We start from the raw sequence: 18,570 nt of genomic DNA, 5'->3' as shown, positions 1-18,570 counted from the left end.
GGCCGTGGCGCCCACCCCGAGCACGCGCATGAGCGGCTTGGCGCAGTGGTGGCCCGCCCGCACGCACACGCCCTCCTGGTCGAGCACCTGGGAGATGTCGTGGGGGTGGAGGTCGGCGAGCGAGAACGAGAGCACGCCGCCACGTGCCGCCGGCTCGGCCGGGCCGTGGACGGTGAGCTGATCGCCGAAGCGCTCGTGGAGGGTGCGCAGGGCGTAGGCGGTGAGGGAGACCTCGTGTTCGCGCACGGCGTCCATGCCGAGGGCCTCGAGGTAGTCCACGGCGGCGCCGAGACCGACGGTCTCGGCGATGGGGGGCGTGCCCGCCTCGAATTTCCACGGCAGCTCGTTGACGGTGAAGCCGTCGACGCGCACGTCGCGGATCATCTCGCCGCCACCGAGGAACGGGGGCATGGCCTCGAGCAGCTCGGCCCGACCCCAGAGGGCGCCGATGCCGGTCGGCCCACACATCTTGTGGCCGGAGAACGCGAGGAAGTCGGCGTCGAGCTCAGCCAGGAGCGTCGGCACGTGGGGCACGTACTGGCAGGCGTCGACCGCCACCAGTGCACCCGCAGCGTGGGCGGCATCGGCCAGGTGGCGGACGGGGGTGAGGGTGCCGAGCACGTTCGACATGGCGGTGACGCTGAGGAGCTTGGCCCCGTCGAGCAGCCGGTCGAGGTCGGTGAGGTCGAGCTGGCCGTCGGGGTCGACCGGGAGCCAGCGGATCTCGAAGCCCTTCTCGGCGGCCATGATCTGCCAGGGCACGATGTTCGAGTGGTGCTCCATGTGCGACAGCACGATGGCGTCGCCCGGCCCGAGGTTGGCCCCGCCCCACGAGCGGGCGAGCAGGTTGAAGGCCTCGGTGAAGTTCTTGGTGAAGACGACCTCGGTGGGGGAGGGCGCCCCGATGAAGCGGGCGACCTTGGCGCGGGCCTCTTCCATCATCGAGGTGGCCCGCTCGGCGATCTGGTAGACGCCGCGGTGCACGTTGGCGTTGGTGGTCTCGTAGTAGTGATCCATCGCGTCGAGCACCGCGCGGGGCTTCTGCGACGACGCCGCGGAATCGAGGTACACGAGGCGCTTGCCGTGGACGGTCTCGCGCAGGATGGGGAAGTCGTCCTGGATGGCGGCGACGTCGAGCGTCGCGCCGGTGGTCACTGCCATGCTTCGAACCCCTCGTTCTCGATGCGGGCGGCCAGCTCGGGGCCACCGCTCTCGACGATGCGGCCGTCGATGAGCAGGTGGACCCGGTCGGGCTCGAGCTCGTCCAGCAGCCGCTGGTAGTGGGTGATGACGAGGGCGCCCATCTCGGGGCGCGACTTGCGCACCTCCTGGACCCCCTTCGCCACGACGCGGAGCGCGTCGATGTCGAGGCCCGAGTCGGTCTCGTCGAGGATCGCCATGTCGGGCTCCATGATGGCCATCTGGAGCACCTCGTTGCGCTTCTTCTCGCCGCCCGAGAACCCCTCGTTCAGATAGCGGTCGGCGAACGACGGGTCCATGTCGAGCTTCGCCATCCACTCCATGATGGCGAGGCGCAGCTCGAGCACCGAGAGGTCGATGCCTTTGCGGCCCGACAGCGCCTGGCGCAGGAAGTTGATGACGGACACGCCGGCGATGGCCTGCGGGTACTGGAAGGCCAGGAACAGCCCGGCCTTGCCCCGCACGTCGGGGGACCAGTCGGTGATGTCGTCGCCGTGGTAGCGCACCCGGCCGGCGGTCACCTCGTACTCGGGGCTGCCCATGAGGGCGTTGGCGAGGGTGGACTTGCCGGAGCCGTTGGGGCCCATGAGGGCGTGCAGCTCACCGGCGCCCACGACGAGGTCGACGCCCTTGAGGATCTCGTGTCCCTCGGCGGCGACGCGCAGGCCCTCGATCTCGAAGAGGGGAGAGGTCGAAGTCACGGGCTCAGTGTATTAGCACTACGGCCATAGTGGTATTTAGGCGGCGGCTTCGGCGCGTGCTTGCCAGAGCCTCAGTCATTGTCTCGGAGGTCTTCCTTCCAGGCACGGAACCTCACGTGGCGCTGGCCGCTCGGCCCGCTCCCGTCGCCGGTGCCGTCGGGGAACAGGCGGAACGTGTGGACGTCGCTCAGGTCGGTCGCTCGGATGGCGGCGTACCTCGCGTCGGCGCCGCGGGCGGGGCCGGCCCGCCAGAGGAGCCAGGGGCCGAGGCGGCGCTTGTAGGCGATCAGGGGCTTGCCGATGTCGTCGCCGAGGCTCAGGAGGGCGTCGGGGGCTTCCACCCATGCCTCGGCCGGGATGTTGCGGTCCCGGATGGGGGTGTCGGGCAGGTCGGTGGTGTGGACCGGGGTCGGGTCGACCGGGCGCTCGTCGGCGGGGAGGGCCCGCCCCGCCTCACCAGCCTCGATCGACGTACTCCTGCAGCCGCGGGCGCTCTGCCCCGATGGTGGTGTCGTCGCCGTGGCCGGGCAGGACCAGGGTGTCGGCGTCGAGGGGAGAGAACAGGCGCTCGTCGATGGAGCGGATGATCTGCTCGAAGTCGCCGCCGGGATAGCTGGTGTTGCCGGGGCCGCCGGGGAAGAGGGTGTCGCCGCTGAACAGCACGGGCGAGCCCTCCACGAGGAAGCACATCGAGCCCGGGGTGTGGCCGGGGGTGAAGACGGTGTGGAGGCGCAGGCGGCCCACCTCGATGACGCTCTCGTCCTCGAGCACGAAGTCGTAGGCGTCGAGCTCGGCCGAGTCGGGCCCGGTGATCCCCACCTCGTAGCCGGCGTCGCGCACCTGGGGCACGGCCTGGATGTGATCCCAGTGCCCGTGGGTCTCGAGCACCTTGCGCACGTCGAGGGCCTGGCACAGCTCGAGCAGCTTCTCGTGCTCGTTGGCGGCGTCGATGAGGACCGACTCGCCGGTCTCGCGGCAGCGCAGCACGAACACGTTGTTGTCGACCGGCCCCACCACCAGCTTGTGGATCTCGGCCTGGGTGTCCTCGTAGTGGAGGGAGGCGCCGCTGCTCACCAGCACAGCCTAGAGGGTGTCCCAGCGCTGTCTGCGAGCGGGAGCGGGGCGCTCGATCGTGAGGTGACGGAGCGGAGCGGAGGTGCGACGCCGGTGAACCGGATACCGAAGCCGCTCCGACGGAGGACGAGCCCATGTGGGGCGATGTGCCCCTTGACCGAGCGGTCTAGTAAACAGGTCGGGCCAATCGCAGACCGTCATTACAGGGGGCCTCCCACCGTGAACTTCGCCTTCAGCGAGGAGCAGGAAGAACTTCGGCGCATCGTGCGCCAGTTCCTCGAGACCAAGTCCAGCGAGGCCGCCGTACGCGAGCAGATGGAGACCGAGGCCGGGTACGACACCGCGGTCTGGTCCCAGATGGCCGAGCAGATGGGCCTCCAGGGCCTCATCGTCCCGGAGGAGTTCGGCGGTTCCGGCTACAGCTACGTCGAGCTCATCGTGGTGCTCGAGGAGATGGGCCGGTCGCTGCTGTGCGCCCCCTACTTCTCCACCGTGGTGCTCGCCGCCAACACGCTGATCCACTCGGGTGACGACGCCGCCAAGGGCGAGCTCCTCCCCGGCATCGCCTCGGGCGAGACCATCGCCACCCTCGCCTTCACCGAGCCCAACGGCCGGTGGGACGAAGCCGGCATCGAGGCCACCGCCACCGCGGCGGGCGACGGCTGGACCATCGACGGCACCAAGATGTTCGTGCTCGACGGCCACACCGCCGACCTCGTCCTCGTGGCGGCCCGCACCGCCGGCGGCGTGTCGCTGTTCGCGGTCGACGGTGGCGCCGACGGCCTCACCCGCACCCCCCTCGCCACCATGGACCAGACCCGCAAGCAGGCGAAGCTCGAGTTCGCCGGCACCCCCGCACGCCTCATCGGCGCCGAGGGCGAGGGCTGGGCCGTGCTCGAGCGGGTGCTCGACCTCGCCGCCGTGGCCCTCGCCGCCGAGCAGGTCGGTGGCGCCCAGATGTGCCTCGACATGTCGGTCGAGTACGCCAAGGTGCGAGTCCAGTTCGGTCGCCCCATCGGCTCGTTCCAGGCCATCAAGCACAAGTGCGCCGACATGCTGCTCGAGGTCGAGTCGGCGAAGTCGGCCGCCTACTACGCCGGCTGGTGCGCCGCCGAGCTGAACGACGAGCTGCCGTCGGTCGCGAGCCTCGCCAAGGCCTACTGCTCCGACGCCTACTTCCACGCCGCGGCCGAGAACATCCAGATCCACGGTGGCATCGGCTTCACCTGGGAGCACCCGGCGCACCTCTACTTCAAGCGGGCCAAGTCGTCGGAGCTCCTCTTCGGCGATCCGACCTACCACCGCGAGCTGCTCGCCCAGCGCATCGGCCTCTGAGCCGGTGCCGCGGCCGTGACCGGCCGCGTGCGCTGATCCCGCGTCCATGACGGTCGTCCTCGTCGTCCTGGCGGCCGCGGCCGTGATCGCCATCGCGCTGGTGGCGGTGGGCCGCGTCACGAACCAGCTGTCCCAGGCGCCGCCGCAGGTCCGCTACGACCTCCCCGCCGCGCTGGACGGGGTGGTCGCGGCGCTGCCCGCCGACGTCACCGCTCAGCTCAGCTACGACCAGGTGGAGGCCCTGCTCAAGGCCCACCTGGACTACCTCAACGCCAACGACCTGCTCGACGGCGTGCGTTACGCCACCGGCGACGGCCTCATCGTGGTGGCCGACGACGAGACCCTGGCCTACCTGATCGAGCGCGCAGAGACCGCCGATTGGCACGTGACTGACGAGCAGGCGGCCGAGGTGCTCGAGGCCCATCTGGCCTACCTGGAGGGCATCGGGGTGATCGGCACCCGCGTGCCCGACCCCTCGGCCGTGGAGGACCCCGACGGGGCCCCGGTTGAGCCGCCCCCAGAAGAACCCCGTGGAAATGACGTGGCGGGCGGCGCCGGAGGTGCTTGACTGTGAGGACCGAGGAAAGGAGGTGGTCCAACTGAGCAGTCACATGAGTTCTGGGACTTCGGAGGTGGCTGGCCGCTAGACGGCCCGCTGGACCGGCAGGCGAATCCAAGCCAGCACCGCCGGCATCGGTGGTCGGAACTGGTCCCGTCCGACCCCACGACCTCACCACGAGGTCGGGGATGACAACACCGATCCGGAACTTCCGGCAACAACTCGGCGAGGGGAGGGCTTCGGCCCTCCCCTCGTCTCGCGTCCGGGGCCCGTCGCGAACCCTCGGTTTCGCGTCGCCGCCGGAGGCGCTCGTACGATGGGCGCATGGACCGACCCACCCGCTTCGAGCACAACCGCTGGCTCGGCGACAAGCGCACCCAGTTGGTGTACGACCTCGACGACGAGGCCACCGACCCGGAGGTCATCGCCGACCTCATGGCGGCCGAGACCTTCCTCTGCTTCGGCCCCGACACCCTCGCCGAGGCACGCAACCGCGGGTACCGGCCGGCCTGACCGGTGGATCACCGGTTCCGCTCGGGCGAGCTGGAGCTGGCCGCCCACCTGGCGCGCCCGGCCACCAGCGACAGCGCCGGGCTCCCGGGCCTGGCCCTGCTCCACGGCTTCCCGTCGGGGGCCGGCGGTGCCCCCAAGTCGGCGCACACCTATCCCCAGCTGGCCGATCGCATCGCCACCGAGCTGGGGTGGGTGGTGCTCGCGCTCAACCTCCGAGGCTGTCGACCCTCCGAGGGGCAATTCTCCCTCCAAGGCTGGCTGGACGACCTGCACGCCGCCATCGACCACCTCCTGGTCGACCAGGGCGCGAGCCGGGCGTGGTGCGCCGGCTTCGGCACGGGAGGGGCGCTCGGCATCTGTGCCGGCGCCGAGGACCCGCGCATCGCCGGGGTGGCCGCCATCGGTGCGCCGGCCGACTTCGACGACTGGGCCCGGCGGCCGGCTCGTCTCCTGGCCCACGCCCGTGAGGTCGGCGTCATCGACGATCCCGACTGGCCGCCCTCGATGGATGCATGGTCGAAGCAGCTCCGCGAGATCCGCCCGCTCGACGCCGCCACCCGCCTCGCGCCGCGGCCGTTGCTCGTGATGCACGGCTCGCAGGACGAGGTCGTGCCCGACTTCGACGCCCGTCTGCTCGCCGACGCCCACGGCGGTGCCGAGCTGCGCTTCGTGGCCGGCGCCGGCCACCAACTGCGCCACGACCCCCGGGCCGTGGCGGTGCTCCTCGGCTGGTTGGACCGCCAGAAGCACGCGCTTCCGGCGCCCCTGCGGACGGCGCCCTCCGGGCCCGGCTGATCAGCGCCGACCGGCCCCCGGGGTCACAGCGAGAATTCGGACTTGCTCTTCTTCGCGGCCTTCTGCGCCTTCTTCCAGGCCTGGACCTCGCGGAGCTTCGGCAGGGAGTCGACGTCGGCCGCCGAGCGGGGCTGGTCGTCGCTGAAGGCGCCGGCCGCGGCCTTCCAACCACGCGGCTTCACCTCGAAGCGCTTGGCCAGAAGGGCGACGAAGATCTGGGCCTTCTCCTCGCCGAAACCCGGCAGGGACGAGACCCGGCGGTAGAGCTCGGCACCGGAGCGGGCCGTGGTCCAGATCGAGGCGGTGTCGCCGTCGTAGTGGTCGGCGATCTCGACGGCGATGGCGTGCGCCCGGCGGGCCATCGCCGCGGGGTAGCGGTGCACGGCGGGCTTCTCGCAGAAGATCGCAACGAGCTCCTCGGGGTCCATCGCCGCGATGGCCGAGGGGGACCACCGGTCGCCGAGGCGCTCTTTGATGACGATCGGTGACTTGAAGGCCCACGTCATGGGGACCTGCTGGTCGAGCAGCATCCCGAACAGCAGGGCCAGTGGGTCGTGGGCCAGCAGCACGTTGGCGTCGTCGTCGAAGGTGATGGGGAATTGCACCTCGGTGCTCATGCGGTGACCTCAGCGTCGGTGTCGTCGTCGTCGTCGTCGGCGGTGGTGGTGTCGTGGGTGCCGGTGTCGTCCGGACCCGCCTCGGCGGAGGCATCTGGGCCGTCGCCGGTGAGGAGGTAGCCCTCGTCCTGGGCGGCTTCGTCGACCACGCGGACGCCGTAGCGGAAGGCCAGCCGCACCCCCAGCCAGGCGGAGACCGCGAGGGCGGACAGGGCGACCACCGAGAGGGCCAGCATCGGCGCGGTGGCGGCCTGAAGGCTGTCGGCGCCCCGGCGGAGCAGGAACGAGACCGTGAACGCGGCCAGGGCGAAGGTGCTGAGGCCGAGGTGGACGAGACCGGTGCGGTGCGCGCGGGTCCCCCGCGGGATGGCGAGCAGGTCGAGCAGGCCGGTGGCGGCGGCGGCGACGCCGCCCACGACGCCCACGCCGATGAGCCAGAACGCGCCCCGGGCGTAGACGAGCTCCTCGTTGGCGGTGCGGGCGGCCAGGTCGAAGGCGAAGCTGATGACCCACGCCCCGATGGGCACGGTGACCACGAGGGGGTGGAGCGGCTGGCCCGCCCGGCCGGCAGCCGGGCTGGTGGGGGCCTTGGCGGCGCGTCGCCGGGCCGCCACGGCGTCCCCGCCGCCGGCAGGCGAGGAGGAGGCCTCGGGGTCGGCGGGCTCGGGCGGCATCGGGCCAGACCCTATCCCGGCCCCTCGGCGGTCAGCCGCTCCAGGGCTCGACCGCGTCGGGGTCGATCTCGTAGCGGGCCAGGGCGTCGGTGACGCGGTCGTCGGGTACCGCCCCGGCCGCGGCCAGCTCGGTGAGGGTGGCCAGGACGACGTGGCCCTCGTCCACCTCGAAGAAGCGCCGGAGCTGCTCGCGGGTGTCGCTGCGCCCGAACCCGTCGGTGCCGAGCGACACGTACGGGCGGGGGACCCAGCGGGACACCTGGTCGGGCACGGCCCGCATGAAGTCGGTCACGGCCACGACCGGGCCGGTGCCGTCGGCCAGCGCCTGCGTCACGTAGGGCACCCGGGCCTCGGCGCCGGGGTGCAGGCGGTTCCAGCGCTCGGCCGCCATGGCGTCCTCGCGCAGCGCCTTGTAGGAGGTGGCGCTCCAGAGGTCCGCGGCCACCCCGTAGTGCTCGGCGAGCGCGTCGCGGGCGTCCCGGGCGGCGCGGTGCGCGGTGCCCGAGAACACGATGCTGGCCCTGGGGGCGCCACCGTCGAGGCCCTCGGGTCGGTCCTGCCACCGGTAGAGGCCGGCGAGGAGCCCGTCGGTGACGCCTTCGGGCGCGGCGGGCATCTCGTAGTTCTCGTTGTAGAGGGTGAGGTAGTAGTAGACGTCCTCGTCCCGCTCGTACATGGCGTGGATGCCCTCGCGGATGATCGCGGCCATCTCGTACGCGAAGGCCGGGTCGTAGGCACGGCAGGTGGGCACGGTCGAGGCCAGGAGCAGGCTGTGGCCGTCCTGGTGCTGGAGCCCTTCGCCGAGGAGGGTGGTGCGGCCCGCGGTGGCGGCCATGAGGAAGCCGCGGGTGCGGGCGTCGGCCGCCGCCCACAGCAGGTCACCCACCCGCTGGAAGCCGAACATCGAGTAGAAGGTGAAGAACGGGACCATGGGGACACCGCGGGTGGCGTACGACGTCCCTGCCGCCGTGAAGCTGGCGGCGCAGCCCGCCTCGGTGATGCCCTCTTCGAGGATCTGGCCGTCTCGTGCCTCGGCGTAGGACAGGAGCAGGTTGGCGTCCACCGCCTCGTACAACTGGCCCTGGCTGGCGTAGATGTTGAACTCGCGGAACAGCGCGTCCATGCCGAAGGTGCGGGCCTCGTCGGGGATGATGGGGACCACGCGGGGGCCGAAGTGCTCGTCACGCAGGAGGTTCCGCAGCAGCCGAGTGAACGCCATCGTGGTCGACACGGACTGGCCGCCCGAACCGGCGGCCAGCTCGACGAAGGGGTCGTCGGCGGGCAGCGTGAGGGGTCGCTTGACCTCGGTGGTGCGACGGGGCAGCGCCCCGTCCAGCGCGGTGCGGCGGGCCATGAGGTAGCGATGCTCGGGGGAGTCCTCGGCGGGGCGGAGGTAGGGGGGGTCGGTGTCGTCGTGCAGCGCCTCCTCGGGGATCTCGTCCTCGAGGTGGAGGCGGGCCCGGAGCTCGAGCAGCTGCTTCGTCGACATCTTCTTGATCTGGTGGGTGGCGTTGCGGCCCTCGACGTCGGGGCCGAGGGTCCACCCCTTGACCGTCTTGGCCAGGATCACCGTGGGTGCGCCGCGCTGCTCGGTGGCCCACTTGTAGGCGGCGTAGAGCTTGCGATAGTCGTGGCCGCCGCGTGGCAGCAGCCGGAGGTCCTCGTCGCTCAGGTGCTCGACCAGGCGCCCGAGACGGGGGTCGGGCCCGAAGAAGTGCCGGCGGATGTGGGCCCCGTCCGCGGTGGTGTAGCGCTGGAAGTCCCCGTCGACGGTGGTGTTCATCTTCTCGAGCAGGACGCCGTCGACGTCGCTGGCCAGCAACTCGTCCCACTTCGAGCCCCAGATCACCTTGATGACGTTCCATCCGGCACCCCGGAAGATGGCCTCGAGCTCCTGGACGACCTTGCCGTTGCCCCGCACCGGTCCGTCGAGGCGCTGGAGGTTGCAGTTGATCACCCAGGTGAGGTTGTCGAGCTGCTCGCGGGCGGCCAGCGAGATCGACCCGAGGGTCTCGGGCTCGTCGCACTCGCCGTCACCGACGAAGCACCACACCCGGGACTCCGCGGTGTCGTCGATCGAGCGGTTGTGGAGGTAGCGGTTGAAGCGGGCCTGGTAGATCGAGTTGAGCGGCCCCAGCCCCATGGACACGGTGGGGTACTCCCAGAAGTCGGGCATGAGCCGGGGATGGGGGTAGCTGGAGAGGCCCTTGCCCGCGATCTCGCGGCGGAAGTGGTCGAGCTGACCCTCGTCGAGCCGTCCCTCGAGGAAGGCCCGGGCGTAGATGCCCGGGGTGGCGTGGCCCTGGATGTACACGTGGTCGCCGGCGAGGCCGTCGTCCTTGCCGCGGAAGAAGTGGTTGAAGCCCACCTCGTACAGGGCGGCGGACGAGGCGAAGGTGGAGAGGTGGCCCCCGATGCCGTCGTCGTGCTTGTTGGCCTTGACCACCATCACCGCAGCGTTCCAGCGGATGTAGGCCCGGATGCGGCGCTCGAGGTGCTCGTCGCCGGGGAACCAGGGCTCCTCGGCCGCGGGGATGGTGTTGACGTAGGGCGTGGCCACCTGGGCGGGGACGCCCACCTGGAGCTCGCGGGCGCGTTCGAGCAGCTTGGCGATGAGGAACCGGGCGCGGGAGCGGTCGTGGGTGCCGACGACGGCGTCGAGGGAGTCGAGCCACTCACCGGTCTCCTCGGGATCGATGTCGGGCAGTTGGTGCACGAAGCCGTCGATGATCATCTCGCCATGCTCATGGCTGCATGCCCGAAACACAACAGGTGACGTGCCACCATCGGGCCCATGGCCGAGCCGACCCTCGTGTACACAGACGGCGCGTGCTCGGGGAACCCCGGCCCCGGCGGGTGGGCGTGGGCCGTTCCCGGCGGCGCCTTCGCCAGCGGCGCGGCGGCGCACACCACCAACCAGCGCATGGAGATCTTCGCGGCGCTCGAGGCGCTCTACGCCATCGAGGGTCCGGTGCTCGTGGTCAGCGACTCGACCTACGTCGTGAACTGCTTCAAGGACCGCTGGTACGAGGGTTGGAAGCGGCGGAACTGGACCAACAGCCAGAAGAAGCCCGTCGCCAACCGGGACCTCTGGGAGCCGCTCATCGACCGGTACCTCGCCCGGGGCGACGTCACCTTCCGCTGGGTGAAGGGCCACAGCGGTGACCCCATGAACGACCTGGTCGACGCCCTCGCGGTGGAGGCGTGCCAGACCCAGGCCTCGCGCTCCGGGGACGCGCCCCCGGATCTCTGAGCAGCCTCAGCGGCTGAAGAGCCCCGAGGTGTGGGTGTGGGGGCGGTGCTGCTTGCGCAGGGTCTCGTAGGCGGCGTTGGCCTCGATCATCTTCTGCTCGCCCTCGGCGCGCTCGTGGTCCTCGGCGTGGATGAGGCGGTCGGGGTGGAAGCGCTTGGCCAGTCGGCGGTGGGCGAGGACGACGTCGTCCCATGAGGCGCCGGGCTCGAGGCCCAAGGTCCGGTAGGCCGACTCCTCCATGAAGACCTCGGCGAGGCTGCGCCCGTCGCCGGTGGGCTCACCGGCGGGGCCCTTCCCGGGCTCGGTGGTACCGAACTCCCGGTCGATGGCCCCGTCCACGTCGGCCGAGAAGACGTCGGTGAACGCCCATGGCGCGTCGCTCGAGGGGGTGGGGGCCTCGACGGGTGCGTCGACCTCGTCGGGCGTGAAGGTGGGGGTGTGCTGGACCCGGCCGTTGGCCCACCAGGCATGGTCACCATCGCTCAGGTCCACGTTGTCCGTCGCCGGCTCGCCATCCTTGGCCTTGCGCCGGAACATCGCCACTCGCCCCACTCCTTCCTGCCCCGGCGTCGGTCCGAGGATCGCTGGCTCTGAGTAAACCACAAAGCGTGAGCAGGCAACCACGTACAGCGCGTCTTGCCTGGGTTGGCTCCGCCTCTCCCTTTGATCGGCGGCGTCGTAGCGCGAATGAGCCAACGAGGACGCATCGGCCGCTGGGGTGGCCGTGTCCCAGCGCCTAGCGTCGGGGCGTGCGCATCGGGTCGGACGCCGGAGGGACCTTCACGGACCTCGTCGACGACCGGGGCGCGGTGGCGAAGGTGCTCTCGACGCCCCGGCATCCCGCCGACGCCGTGCAGCACGGGGTGGCCGCGCTGGGCGGCCACCCCCAGGTGCTCGCCCACGGCACCACCGTGGCCACCAACGCACTGCTGGAGCGGCGGGGCGCAACGGTCGCCCTCGTGACCAACGAGGGCTTCGCCGACGTCGTCGAGATCGCCCGCCAGCACCGGCCCTCGCTCTACGACCCGTGGGTCGACCGCCCCGAGCCGCTCGTCACGAGAGCGCACCGCTACGAGGTCGCGGGCCGCTTGGACCACCACGGCAACGAGCTCGACCCGGCCGGGGTGCCCCCGGCGCTGGCCGACGACGTCGAGGCGGTGGCGGTGTGCCTGCTGCACGCCGATGTCGACCCCCGTCACGAACAGGCGGTGGCGGCGGCGCTGCGGGCGTCCGGACACGACGTGAGCGCCTCGCACGAGGTGGCCCCGGAGTTCCGGGAGTACGAACGCACCGTCACGACGGTGCTGAACGCCTACCTGCGCCCGGCGTGCGGTGCCTACCTCCGCTCGCTCACGTCGATGGCGGACGCGGTGACGGTGATGACCTCGGCGGGAGGATTGGTCACGGTGGAAGAGGCCGCGGCGACGCCGGCGCTGCTTCTCTTGTCGGGACCGGCCGGCGGCGCCCGGGCCGCCGCCGCCGTGGCCCGGGCCAACGGCTTCGCCACCGCGCTCAGCTTCGACATGGGGGGCACGAGCACCGACGTGTGCCTGATCCTCGACGGCCACCCGACCCCGGCCGCCCAGCGCGATGTCGCCGGGTTGCCCGTCCGCCTGCCCTCGCTCGACGTGCACACCATCGGGGCGGGAGGCGGCTCCATCGCCAGGGTCGACCCGGGCGGCGCGCTGGTGGTGGGCCCGGGCAGCGCCGGCGCCGACCCGGGGCCGGCGTGCTATGGGCGAGGCGGCCGGGCGCCGACGGTCACCGACGCCAACCTGGTCGCCGGCCGCATCCCCGCCGACGCAGAGTTCCCCGGGCTGGGTCGGCTCGACCGGGTGGCCGCGGTGGCGGCCCTCGAGTCCCTGAGGGTGGGGTCCGCCGAGGCCGCCGCCGAGGGCGTGCTCGCCGTGGTGGACGCCTCGATGGAGCGGGCGCTGCGGACCGTGTCGGTGGCCCGGGGCGTGGATCCCCGCGAGGGGGCGCTGGTGGCCTTCGGCGGCGCCGGCCCGCTGCACGCCTGTGCCCTGGCCGACGCCCTCGGGGTGGCCACCGTGCTCGTGCCCGCCCGGGCCGGCGTCCTCTCGGCGGTCGGCATCCTGGCCGGGCCCCGCCAGCACGACCTCGTGCGGTCCTGGCCCGACCCGTCCGACCTGGAGGGTGTCGAGGCGGCGCTCGACCGCATGGTCGGCGAGGCCGCCTCCGGCTTGGGCGGCGGTGCCACCGGTGCGGAGGTTCTCGTCGAGCGCCTGGTCGACTGCCGCTACGCCGGTCAGAGCCACGAGCTCTCGGTGGCCGACGTGGGGGCCTTCCCGGCTGAGCACGAGCGTCGCAACGGCTACGCCCGCCCAGGCGCCCCCGTCGAGGTCGTCGCCCTCCGGGCCACGGCCCGCCTCCCCGCGCCGCTCGACGTGGCCGACCTGCCCGAGCCGGACCGACCCCACGGCGTGGGGCCGGTGGCGCTGGTCGAGCCCGACACGACCGTGTGGCTCCCGGAAGGCTGGCGGGCCGAGCAGGGCGAGGCCGGCGCCCTGCGGCTCGTCCGGGCCTCGTCACCTTCTCGAGAGGCGACGCGGTGAGCCTCGACCCGGCGTCGCTCCAGGTGCTCATCTCCCGGCTCACCGGGGTGGCCGAGGAGATGGGGGCCGTGCTGCGCCGGGCCGCCTTCAGCCCCAACATCAAGGAGCGGGCCGACTGCTCGGCGGCGCTGTTCACCGCGTCGGGAGAGCTGCTGGTGCAGGCCGAGCACATCCCGGTGCACCTGGGCTCTATGCCGGCCTCGGTGGCCGCCGCGGTCGCCCGCTTCGGCGACGGTCTGGCTCCGGGCCAACAGGTGCTGCTGAACGACCCCTTCGCCGGGGGCACCCATCTCAACGACCTGACCCTCGTCGCCCCGGTCCACGTCGACGGTCGCCTGGTGGGCTGGGTGGCCAACCGGGCCCACCATGCCGACGTCGGCGGCGCCGCCCCGGGCTCGTTGCCCGCCGACGCCGTGGAGGTGTTCCAGGAGGGACTGCGCCTCCCACCCGTGGTGCTCGACGACGGAGTGCGGGCCGTGCTGTTCGCCAACTCCCGGACCCCCGAGGAGCGTCGGGGCGACCTCGACGCCCAGGTGGGCGCCAACGTGGTGGGAGCCGCCGGCCTCGCCGCGCTCGCCGATGCTCCCCTCGACGAGGTGCTGTCGTACGGCGAGCGGCGGATGCGGGCGGCGCTGTCCGGCCTCCCGGATGGCACGTGGGGGTTCGCCGATGTGCTCGACTCCTTCGGGCCCGCCGACGACCAGCAGGTGCCCACGCCCGTGGTCGTCACCCTCACCGTGGACGGCGACGAGGCCGCCTTCGACTTCACCGGGTCGGGCCCGCAGCGCCGGGGCAACGTCAACGCCGTGGAGGCGGTGACGGTGTCATCGGTGGCGTTCGCCTTGCGCTCGGCCACGGACCCCACTCTCCCCGCCAACGGCGGCGCCCTCCGACCGGTGACGGTGGTCGCTCCGGCGGGCACGGTCGTCGCGGCCCGTCCGCCGGCCGCGGTGGGCGCCGGCAATGTCGAGGTCAGCCAACGGGTGGCCGACGTGTGCCTCGGCGCCCTGGCCCAGGCCGTCCCCGACCGGGTCGGCGCGGCGTCGCAGGGCACCATGAACAACGTGCTCATCGGCGGCACCGGCGGCTCGGACTCGGGCACCGACGGCGGGGCGTGGGTGTACTACGAGACCGTCGGCGGCGGCCAGGGCGCCCGCCCCGGCGACCACGGCCGCGACGGCATGAGCGGCGTCCACACCGCCATGACCAACACCCGGAACACCCCGATCGAGGCGCTGGAGCGGGCGTACCCGATGCGGGTGAGGGCCCTGCGCCTGCGTCCGGGCACCGGGGGCGCCGGCCGGTGGCGAGGCGGTGACGGGATCGAGCGGGACCTCGAGGTGCTGGTGGACGCGACGGTGTCGCTCATCACCGAGCGCCGGGTCTCCGCGCCCTGGGGCCTCGCCGGCGGCGAGGCGGGGGCGGTGGGGGAGAACTGGCTGCTCCCGGGCGGGGAGGAAGGGGCCGCCATCCGCCTCCCCGACAAGTGCACGGTCCACCTGAAGGCCGGCGACGTCGTCCGCATGCGCACCCCCGGCGGCGGCGGCTGGGGTCCGGCCTCGAGTCCCTGACGTCGAAACCGGTGCCTGCACCAGGGCGGGCCCCGTGCCGTGTGGTGTCATGCTCGGGTGGCGCGCACGGTCTGGGTCCTCGGGGACCAGCTCAACCGGCGGATCGGGGCGCTCGCCGACGCCCGGCCGGGGGAGGACCGGGTGCTGCTGGTCGAGAGCCGGGCCAAGCTCGACGGGCGCCGCCACCGGCAGCGCACCCACCTGGTCGTCGCCGCGCTGCGCCGCTTCGCCACCGAGCTCGAGGCCGCCGGCTTCGAGGTCGACCACCGGCGGGCGCCGACGCTGCTCGCCGGGCTGGCCGCCCACCGTCGCGAGCGCCGGCCCGATGAAGTGGTCGCCACCGAGCCCAACTCGTGGGCCGCCCGGGCGGTGCTCGGGCGAGAAGGCGTGACCACGGTCCGGTCGAACCAGTTCCTCTGCCATCCCGACGAGTTCGCGGCGTGGGTGGCGGGCCGGGGGAGCCGTCGCCTGCGCATGGAGGACTTCTACCGCTGGCAGCGCGCCCGCCTCGGCTACCTGATGGACGGCGACGACCCCGCCGGCGGGCGCTGGAACTTCGACGACCAGAACCGGGAGCCGCCGCCGAAGGAGGCGAACCCTTGGCCGACACCGGTGCGCTCGGCCCTCGACGACGTCGATCGGGAGGTGCTGGACGCGATCGGTCCCGAGGGCTTCGGCGCCGACCCCGAGGGCTGGTGGCCGACGAGTCGTCGCCAGGCGCTGGCGCGCCTGCGTCACGCCGTCGACGTCGTCCTGCCGATGTTCGGCCCCCACGAGGACGTGATCGTCGAGCGCAGCTGGCACGTGGCCCACACGCTGCTCAGCCCGCCGCTCAACGTCGGCCTGCTCCTCCCCGGGGAGGTCGCCGACGCCGCCGAGGCCGCCTACCGGGACGGCCGGGTGCCCATCGCCTCTGCGGAGGGCTTCGTCCGCCAGGTGATCGGCTGGCGGGAGTACGTCTGGGGCACCTACTGGCACGGGATGCCGGGCTACGACGAGCAGAACGCGCTGGAGGCGCACGCACCCCTGCCCGTCGCCTTCCGGGTGCCCGGGCGGACCCGGATGCGCTGCGTGCAGCAGGCCGTCGAGGGGCTCCACGACCGCGGGTGGGTGCACCACATCCAGCGGCTCATGGTCTTCGCCAACCTGTCGACCCTCGCCGGCGTCGAGCCCCGGGAGGTCGTGCGCTGGATGACCGACTCGTTCGTCGACGGCGACGAGTGGGTGATGCTGCCGAACCTGATCGGCATGGGACTGCACGCGGACGGGGGGCGCATGGCCACCAAGCCCTATGTGTCGGGGGGTCGCTACCTCGACCGCATGACCGACCACTGCCGTGGTTGCGCCTACGACCCCACCAAGCGGGTGGGTGAGCGCGCCTGTCCGTTCACGACCCTGTACTGGGATTTCCTCGACCGTCATCGGGAGCGGTTCGCGCGGAACGCCCGGATGGCCCAGGCGGTGCGGGGCCTCGATCGCCTCGCCGACCTCCCCGAGGTGCGTGCCCGGGCCGTCGAGATCCGCCAGGGGCTGCGGGCCGGCACCGTCTGAGCCCTGCGGGTCGCCGGCGCGCCCGACCGGGGCCGTGGCGGCGTGTGGTGGGGGTGGATCTACCGCGCGGGCGGCCACGGGGGGCAGGAGTGAGCCGGGTGACGGGTGCGGGGAGGGCGGGGTCTGGCATGATCTCGGCCGTGCCGGTGCCCGTCGCTCGCCCCGAGGCGCCCACCACGCCGCGGCGGGCCCTCCAGCCATGACGCGCCGCGTGGCGGCCGCCGTCGTGGTGGTGGTGGCCCTGAGCCTCGCCCTCACTGCCTGCGGGGACGACGGCGGTGGCGACGTCGCGATCACGCCTGAGGACTTCCAGGCCGCGTTGATCGCCCGGGAGCAGTTCACGCCCGAGACGGCCGACTGCATCAGCGGGTACCTCTACGACGAGTTCCCGTCGGAGCAGCTGGAGCTGCTCGCCTCCGACGCTCCCAGCGGAGTCCCGCCGCAGCTCTGGGGCCGCTACACGCAGGTGGTGCTGGCGTGCCAGTACCACGACGAGCTCGGGGTACCGGGGCCGTGACCGCCGAAGGCGACCGGACCGAACGCTCGGAGATGCCCGGGGACTGGGCCGCCCGGACGAGCGACGTCCCTGGCGCCACGACGGGCGGGCCGCCGCCGATCACCACCCGACAGCGCATCGCCCCGTCCATCGGCCTGTGCATCGTGGCGGCCCTCCTCACCCTGCTGGGCCGGGAGATCGCCGCGTTGGTGGCGGTCGCCGGCGCAATCGGGGTGGGCGTCGCTTCCTTCGCCTCGGACGGGTTCGTGCGGGCCTTCCACCGCCTCCAGCACCGCATCGCCCACGGCGTGGGTGTCGGCCTCACCTTCGTCCTCCTGGTGCCGGTGCACTACCTGATCCTGACGCCCGCGGGGTTCATCGCCCGGTTGTTCCGGGTGGACACGCTGCGACCCACCAGCGGCGGCGACGGCTGGCAGGAGCGCTCCCCCGAGCATCGCTCGCGCCCCCGCAAGGGCTACGCCGACGAGCGCTCGACCCTGGCCCCCGAGAGCCGCAACGACCGCCGCTGGCGGACCGTCCGTGTCGTGGCGGTGGTGCTCCTCGTCGAGGCCCTCGCCGTCGGCATCTTCGTGGTGATCGACCGGCGCACCACACCTCAACAGGAGTTCCAGGGGGTGTCCGGGCCGGGCCCACGTGACTCCGCGGCGCTGCGCGACCTGCCCTACGTCGACGAGATGCAGACCCAGTTGGGCCAGGTCGCCTCCGGCGGCGTGTACACGCCCACCCAGGACCAGTCGCTCCGGGACTTCCAGAGCCGGTACGTCAACGTGACCAACCGGGTGCGGCGCAGCTACGAGACCACCCTTCCCGGCGAGCCCCTGGACGTCTGGTTCTTCGGGGGCTCGACCATGTTCGGCTTCGACGGCCAGCGCGACGACCACACCATCCCCTCCGAGGTGGTCCGCCTGGGCGAGGCCGAGGGCCGGCCCATCCGGGCCCGGAACTACGGCGCGCAGGGGCTGACGAACTACCAGGAGACACAGATCTTCGCCCAGCTGCTGGTGTCCGGCGAGCGCCCCGACCTGGTGGTGTTCTACGACGGCATCAACGACATCGCGCTGCAGCTCCAGAACGCCCTGGCCCACCGCGACGTCGCCGGCGAGCCCGGTCAGCTCCAGTCCAACCTCATCCGCGAGGCCATGACCGCGACGGGCATCACACCCTCCGACGCGGCGCCCTCGCCGCTGCTCCCCGCCAACGCCCCCGTGCCCGCGGGTGAGGTCTCGCTCGACGACCTGGTGCAGGACATCGTCGGCGTCTACGGCGACGGCATCGAGCTCTCGATCAACCTCGGCAACGCCTACGGCGTGCCGGTGCTGCACTTCTGGCAGCCGGACCTCCTCACCCGTACACCACTCGATCCCGGCGAGGAGGAGCTGCTGGCCGTGCAGGGCATGGACGAGATGATCTACGGCTCGCTACGTGCCTTCTGGGCCCGCGTCCGGGCGGCGCTGCCCGAGGGCGTCATCGACATCTCGACCGCCTTCGATCAGCTGGACGTGCCCGTCCTGAGCGACATCGTGCACGTCAACGAGGACGGCGCCCGGGCGGTGGCCGCCGCGATGTACCCGTCGATCGCCGCGGCGGCGCCGGCCACCCCGGCCCCCTGATCGGGCGGGCGCCGGGGGCTGACG

The 18,570-nt window shown here is 72.5% G+C and carries 18 protein-coding genes; 10 read left to right on the top strand and 8 right to left on the bottom strand.

What is annotated here, in order from left to right; translation table 11 throughout:
* The 4 genes from JNK12_01770 to JNK12_01755 form a co-directional block, all read right to left on the bottom strand.
* The coding region (locus tag JNK12_01770) for a SufS family cysteine desulfurase (GenBank protein MBL8774622.1) at positions 1-1,161 on the bottom strand (1,161 nt) is incomplete at its 3' end.
* Entirely contained in the window at positions 1,152-1,901 is a 750-nt protein-coding gene (sufC, locus tag JNK12_01765) for a Fe-S cluster assembly ATPase SufC (protein ID MBL8774621.1), read from the bottom strand. The genes sufC and JNK12_01770, both read right to left, overlap by 10 nt.
* Positions 1,902-1,972: 71 nt before the next feature.
* Positions 1,973-2,242, bottom strand: coding sequence for a hypothetical protein (locus tag JNK12_01760; protein MBL8774620.1), 270 nt, complete (start codon positions 2,240-2,242; stop codon positions 1,973-1,975).
* Between the two features lie 112 nt (positions 2,243-2,354).
* Positions 2,355-2,981, bottom strand: coding sequence for an MBL fold metallo-hydrolase (locus JNK12_01755; protein MBL8774619.1), 627 nt, complete (start codon positions 2,979-2,981; stop codon positions 2,355-2,357).
* 213 nt (positions 2,982-3,194) lie between these two features.
* Between JNK12_01755 and JNK12_01750 the strand changes: the two genes are divergently transcribed.
* From JNK12_01750 to JNK12_01735, 4 genes are all read left to right on the top strand, one after another.
* Positions 3,195-4,310, top strand: a complete 1,116-nt coding sequence (locus tag JNK12_01750; protein MBL8774618.1) for an acyl-CoA/acyl-ACP dehydrogenase — start codon at positions 3,195-3,197, stop codon at positions 4,308-4,310.
* 46 nt (positions 4,311-4,356) lie between these two features.
* A complete protein-coding gene (locus JNK12_01745) occupies positions 4,357-4,878 on the top strand; it encodes a hypothetical protein (GenBank protein ID MBL8774617.1) in 522 nt (173 codons plus the stop codon).
* A 315-nt stretch (positions 4,879-5,193) separates the two neighbouring features.
* A complete protein-coding gene (locus JNK12_01740) occupies positions 5,194-5,382 on the top strand; it encodes a hypothetical protein (GenBank protein ID MBL8774616.1) in 189 nt (62 codons plus the stop codon).
* A gap of 3 nt (positions 5,383-5,385) precedes the next feature.
* Complete coding sequence (locus JNK12_01735) at positions 5,386-6,177, top strand: hypothetical protein (protein ID MBL8774615.1); 792 nt, start codon at positions 5,386-5,388, stop codon at positions 6,175-6,177.
* Positions 6,178-6,200: 23 nt separating this feature from the next.
* On the opposite strand, the gene JNK12_01730 is transcribed toward JNK12_01735, so the two are convergent.
* From JNK12_01730 to aceE, 3 genes are read right to left on the bottom strand one after another with little or no spacing between them, the layout of a single operon-like run.
* The gene (locus JNK12_01730; GenBank protein MBL8774614.1) at positions 6,201-6,794 is read right to left on the bottom strand and encodes a Fe-S cluster assembly protein HesB; all 594 of its coding nucleotides are present in this window, start codon (positions 6,792-6,794) and stop codon (positions 6,201-6,203) included.
* On the bottom strand, positions 6,791-7,468 hold the full coding sequence (locus tag JNK12_01725; protein MBL8774613.1) for a DUF2231 domain-containing protein: 678 nt from the start codon (positions 7,466-7,468) through the stop codon (positions 6,791-6,793). Before JNK12_01725 ends, JNK12_01730 begins: the two co-directional genes overlap by 4 nt.
* 31 nt (positions 7,469-7,499) lie before the next feature.
* Positions 7,500-10,202, bottom strand: a complete 2,703-nt coding sequence (aceE, locus tag JNK12_01720) for a pyruvate dehydrogenase (acetyl-transferring), homodimeric type (GenBank protein ID MBL8774612.1) — start codon at positions 10,200-10,202, stop codon at positions 7,500-7,502.
* 60 nt (positions 10,203-10,262) lie between these two features.
* Between aceE and JNK12_01715 the strand changes: the two genes are divergently transcribed.
* Positions 10,263-10,721, top strand: a complete 459-nt coding sequence (locus JNK12_01715) for a ribonuclease HI (protein ID MBL8774611.1) — start codon at positions 10,263-10,265, stop codon at positions 10,719-10,721.
* Between the two features lie 6 nt (positions 10,722-10,727).
* Here JNK12_01715 and JNK12_01710 read toward each other — a convergent pair whose 3' ends face one another.
* A complete protein-coding gene (locus JNK12_01710; GenBank protein MBL8774610.1) occupies positions 10,728-11,264 on the bottom strand; it encodes a J domain-containing protein in 537 nt (178 codons plus the stop codon).
* A gap of 206 nt (positions 11,265-11,470) precedes the next feature.
* On the opposite strand from JNK12_01710, the gene JNK12_01705 reads away from it, so the two are divergent.
* The 5 genes from JNK12_01705 to JNK12_01685 all read left to right on the top strand — a co-directional run bounded on the left by JNK12_01705 (position 11,471) and on the right by JNK12_01685 (position 18,546).
* Complete coding sequence (locus JNK12_01705) at positions 11,471-13,297, top strand: hydantoinase/oxoprolinase family protein (GenBank protein ID MBL8774609.1); 1,827 nt, start codon at positions 11,471-11,473, stop codon at positions 13,295-13,297.
* Positions 13,294-14,868 (top strand): hydantoinase B/oxoprolinase family protein, encoded by a 1,575-nt coding sequence (locus tag JNK12_01700; protein ID MBL8774608.1) that lies wholly within the window; start codon positions 13,294-13,296, stop codon positions 14,866-14,868. The genes JNK12_01705 and JNK12_01700 overlap by 4 nt, the downstream gene beginning before the upstream one ends.
* 57 nt (positions 14,869-14,925) lie before the next feature.
* Entirely contained in the window at positions 14,926-16,419 is a 1,494-nt protein-coding gene (locus JNK12_01695) for a cryptochrome/photolyase family protein (protein MBL8774607.1), read from the top strand.
* A gap of 199 nt (positions 16,420-16,618) precedes the next feature.
* Positions 16,619-16,936: a hypothetical protein gene (locus JNK12_01690; GenBank protein MBL8774606.1), complete on the top strand. Its 318-nt coding sequence runs from the start codon at positions 16,619-16,621 to the stop codon at positions 16,934-16,936.
* A 32-nt stretch (positions 16,937-16,968) separates the two neighbouring features.
* Complete coding sequence (locus JNK12_01685; protein MBL8774605.1) at positions 16,969-18,546, top strand: SGNH/GDSL hydrolase family protein; 1,578 nt, start codon at positions 16,969-16,971, stop codon at positions 18,544-18,546.
* Positions 18,547-18,570 lie beyond the last annotated feature (24 nt).

The organism is Acidimicrobiales bacterium (genome assembly GCA_016794585.1).
GTDB lineage: Bacteria > Actinomycetota > Acidimicrobiia > Acidimicrobiales > DATDAH01 > JAEUJM01.
The sequence above is the reverse complement of the archived record's forward strand: the minus strand, read 5'-3'. Positions and strand labels throughout refer to the sequence as shown.

Coding starts and splice junctions, on each gene's coding strand:
- JNK12_01740 (MBL8774616.1), top strand. CDS start 5,194: ATGGACCGACCCACCCGCTTCGAGCACAACCGCTGGCTCGGCGACAAG.
- JNK12_01745 (MBL8774617.1), top strand. CDS start 4,357: ATGACGGTCGTCCTCGTCGTCCTGGCGGCCGCGGCCGTGATCGCCATC.
- JNK12_01690 (MBL8774606.1), top strand. CDS start 16,619: ATGACGCGCCGCGTGGCGGCCGCCGTCGTGGTGGTGGTGGCCCTGAGC.
- JNK12_01730 (MBL8774614.1), bottom strand. CDS start 6,794: ATGAGCACCGAGGTGCAATTCCCCATCACCTTCGACGACGACGCCAAC.
- aceE (MBL8774612.1), bottom strand. CDS start 10,202: ATGATCATCGACGGCTTCGTGCACCAACTGCCCGACATCGATCCCGAG.
- JNK12_01685 (MBL8774605.1), top strand. CDS start 16,969: ATGCCCGGGGACTGGGCCGCCCGGACGAGCGACGTCCCTGGCGCCACG.
- JNK12_01725 (MBL8774613.1), bottom strand. CDS start 7,468: ATGCCGCCCGAGCCCGCCGACCCCGAGGCCTCCTCCTCGCCTGCCGGC.
- JNK12_01715 (MBL8774611.1), top strand. CDS start 10,263: ATGGCCGAGCCGACCCTCGTGTACACAGACGGCGCGTGCTCGGGGAAC.